The organism is Pseudoxanthobacter sp., assembly GCF_036822375.1.
Classification (GTDB): Bacteria; Pseudomonadota; Alphaproteobacteria; order Rhizobiales; family Segnochrobactraceae; genus Pseudoxanthobacter.
Genome location: NZ_DAISHT010000280.1, coordinates 1 through 3,663 on the forward strand (window position 1 = coordinate 1; position 3,663 = coordinate 3,663).

Annotated in this window: 3 protein-coding genes and 1 pseudogene; all 4 read left to right on the top strand. The window is 69.3% G+C overall.

Annotated features, from left to right (window positions below; genetic code table 11):
- The first annotated feature begins 219 nt into the window (after positions 1 to 219).
- Positions 220 to 897: a phosphoribosylanthranilate isomerase gene (locus tag V7067_RS16420; RefSeq protein WP_334176971.1), complete on the top strand. Its 678-nt coding sequence runs from the start codon at positions 220 to 222 to the stop codon at positions 895 to 897.
- Between the two features lie 29 nt (positions 898 to 926).
- Positions 927 to 2,186 (top strand): tryptophan synthase subunit beta, encoded by a 1,260-nt coding sequence (trpB, locus tag V7067_RS16425; RefSeq protein ID WP_334176972.1) that lies wholly within the window; start codon positions 927 to 929, stop codon positions 2,184 to 2,186.
- Positions 2,187 to 2,198: 12 nt separating this feature from the next.
- Positions 2,199 to 3,053: a tryptophan synthase subunit alpha gene (gene trpA, locus V7067_RS16430; protein WP_334176973.1), complete on the top strand. Its 855-nt coding sequence runs from the start codon at positions 2,199 to 2,201 to the stop codon at positions 3,051 to 3,053.
- Positions 3,054 to 3,235: 182 nt separating this feature from the next.
- Positions 3,236 to 3,663 (top strand): annotated as a pseudogene (locus V7067_RS16435) (acetyl-CoA carboxylase carboxyl transferase subunit beta); the annotation flags it as partial.

Genomic DNA, 3,663 nt, shown 5'->3' on the forward strand with positions numbered 1-3,663 from the left:
TCGTCGATTCGGGCTACAACATCATCTCCATGCCGCGCCTCGACGAGCTGAAGGCCGGCGACGATAAGGTGGCCGAGGGCGCCTGAGCCGAAAATCAGCCGGCGGCGCGGGGGTGACCCGGGCTGCCGGCAATCCCATATGAGAGGCCGGAGGGCGCGCGCGGCACGGCAGGACGGACCGCAGCGCTGGCCCCGTGAAGGTCAGGACCGAACAGCGGCCATGTCGCACCCCCATTCCGCATCCCCGTCATCGCTGGTCGTGAAGATCTGCGGCCTGTCCACGCCGGAGACGGTGACAGCGGCGCTGGAGGCGGGAGCGGACATGGTGGGCTTCGTGTTCTTCCCCAAAAGCCCGCGCAACGTCAGCCTTGAGGCCGCCGGCCGGCTGGCCGCGCTGGCCCGCGGGCGGGCGCAGGTGGTGGCGCTGACGGTCGATGCCGACGATGCGCTGCTCGCCGGCATCGTGGCGGCGGTGCGCCCCGACTGGCTGCAACTGCACGGTCATGAGAGCGCGGAGCGGGTTGCCGTGGTGCGCGCGCGGTACGCCCGGCCGGTGATGAAGGCCTTCGGCATCCGCGCGGCGGACGACCTGCGGGCCGCCGCCGGCTACGGCGCGGTTGCCGACCGGCTGCTGTTCGATGCCAAGCCGCCGCAGAATGCGGCGCTGCCGGGCGGCAACGGCGTGTCCTTCGACTGGAATCTTCTCGCCAACATTGACCCGGCCCGGCCGTTCATGCTTTCCGGTGGGCTTGGAATCGACAATGTCGGCGAAGCCGTCCGCCGGACGCGACCCTTCGGGGTCGATGTCTCCAGCGGCGTTGAAAGTGCGCCGGGCCTCAAGGACCCGGCGCGGATCGCCGCTTTCGTGGCGGCGGCGCGACAGGCTGCCGGCGCGTGACGGGCCGGCAAACGGGAAAGGCTGAGACAGTGAACGAGGTCGCAGGCGGCGCATCGGCAGGGGCAGGAACGGCAGCGGAAACGCGGGCCAATTCCTGGCGCACCGGGCCGGACGAGAGGGGCTTTTTCGGCCTGTTCGGCGGCCGCTTCGTGGCCGAAACGCTGATGCCGCTGATCCTCGATCTGGAGGCCGCCTACGATGCCGCGCGCACCGACCCGGCGTTCATCGCCGAGCACGAGGCGCTGCGCGCCAGCTATGTCGGCCGGCCGAGCCCGCTGACCTTCGCTCCCCGCCTGACCGAATATCTGGGCGGAGCGAAGATCTATCTGAAGCGGGAAGAGCTGAACCACACCGGCTCGCACAAGATCAACAACTGCCTCGGGCAGATTCTGCTCGCCATGCGCATGGGCAAGACGCGCATCATCGCCGAGACCGGCGCCGGGCAGCACGGCGTGGCCACCGCCACCGTGTGCGCCCGCTTCGGCCTGCCGTGCGTGGTCTACATGGGCGCCACCGACATCGAGCGCCAGAAGCCGAACGTGTTCCGCATGCGCCTGCTCGGCGCGGAGGTGGTGCCCGTCACCTCCGGGGCCGGCACGCTGAAGGACGCCATGAACGAGGCCCTGCGCGACTGGGTCTCCAACGTGGAATCGACCTATTACCTGATCGGCACCGCGGCGGGTCCGCATCCCTATCCGGCGATGGTGCGCGACTTCCAGTCGGTGATCGGCGAGGAGACGCGCACCCAGATTCTTGCGGCGGAAGGCCGGCTGCCGGATGTGCTGGTGGCCTGCGTCGGCGGCGGCTCGAATGCGATCGGGCTGTTCCACCCCTTCCTCGACGACAGCGACGTGAAAATGATCGGCGTGGAAGCCGGCGGCCGCGGCCTTGAGGGCGACGAGCACTGCGCCTCGCTCAACAAGGGCCGGCCGGGCGTGCTGCACGGCAACCGCACCTATCTGCTGCAGGATGCCGACGGGCAGATCATGGAAGGCCATTCCATTTCCGCCGGTCTCGACTATCCGGGCATCGGGCCGGAGCACTCGTGGCTGCATGCCACGGGCCGGGTGAAATATGTGCCCGCCACCGACGACGAGACGCTGGAGGCCTTCAAGCTGCTGTCGAAGCTGGAAGGCATTCTGCCGGCGCTGGAATCGGCCCATGCGCTGGCCGAGGTGATCAAGCTTGCCCCGACCATGGGCAAGGACCAGATCATCGTCATGAATCTTTCCGGCCGCGGCGACAAGGACGTGTTCTCCGTCGCCGGCTATCTCGGCCTTTCCATCTGAGCGGGTGCCCGAATGTCCTCGTCTGAAATTCCGGCGCCGGTCACCCGCATCGACCGCCGCTTCGCCGCGCTGAAGGCGGAAAACCGTCCGGCGCTCATCACCTTCATCACCGCCGGCGACCCGGACCCGGAAACCTCGGCCGCCGTGATCGCGGCGCTGCCGCAGGCCGGGGCCGACGTGATCGAAATCGGCATGCCGTTTACCGATCCGATGGCCGACGGCCCGGCCATTCAGGCCTCGTCGCAGCGCGCGCTGAAGGCCGGGCAGACCCTGCGGCGCACCCTCGATATCGTGGCGGCGCTGCGCCGCCGCGACAATGACGTGCCGGTCATCCTGATGGGCTATTACAATCCCATCTACTCGTTCGGTGTCGACGCCTTCCTCAAGGCCGCGCAGGCCGCCGGCGTCGACGGGCTGATCGTGGTGGATCTGCCGCCGGAAGCCGACGACGAACTGTGCCTGCCGGCGCGTGCGGCGGGGCTGTCGTTCATCCGGCTGGCGACCCCGACGACCGACGATCACCGCCTGCCGTCGGTGCTCGCGAATACCTCCGGCTTTGTCTATTATGTCTCCATTCTCGGCATCACCGGCACGGCTGCGCCGGATGCCGGGGCCGTTTCCCGTGCCGTGGAACGTATCAAGGCCCACACCGATCTTCCGGTGGCCGTGGGCTTCGGCGTGAAGACGGCCGAGCAGGCCGCGGCCATCGGCAACTTCGCCGATGGCGTGGTGGTCGGTTCGGCCATTGTGCAGGCGCTGGCGGGCACGCTCGACGCCGGCGGACACGCCACCGCGGAAAGCGTGGACGCCGTTCGCCGGCTGGTCAGCGATCTCGCCGCCGGCGTGCGGCGCGCGCGCGCCGCCTGAGTGCGTTCCGAACGGGCCTGCGACCGGCGCCCTGCAGCCGGCCGCGGCCTTATCACCCCAATGTTGCCGCACCGCGGCGGCAGGAAGCGGGGCATGACGGCCGGCGCCGCCGGGCTGCCCGGCCACCGGCCCGGCACCGGCCTGCGTGCCGGCCCTCCCGCACCGCGCTGAAGAGGTTCTCGATGAACTGGATCAACACCGTTGTCCGCCCCAAGATCCGCTCCTTCCTGTCGAAGCGGGAGATGCCGGACAATCTCTGGATCAAGTGTCCGGAGACGGGCGAGATGGTGTTCCACCGCGATCTCGAAGCCAACCAGTGGGTCATTCCCGGTTCCGGCCACCACATGAAGATGCCCGGCCGCAAGCGGCTTGAGGTGCTGTTCGACAACGGCCAGTTCGAGCTGCTGCCGAGCCCGGTGGTGCCCGCCGATCCGCTGCGGTTCCGCGACGAGCGGCGCTATGTCGACCGCCTCAAGGATGCCCGCGCCAAGACCGGCCTTGACGATGCGGTGATGGTCGGGCGCGGCACGCTGGACGGCATGGGCCTGACGGCGGCGGTGCAGGATTTCGCCTTCATGGGCGGCTCGCTCGGCATGGCGGCGGGCGAGGC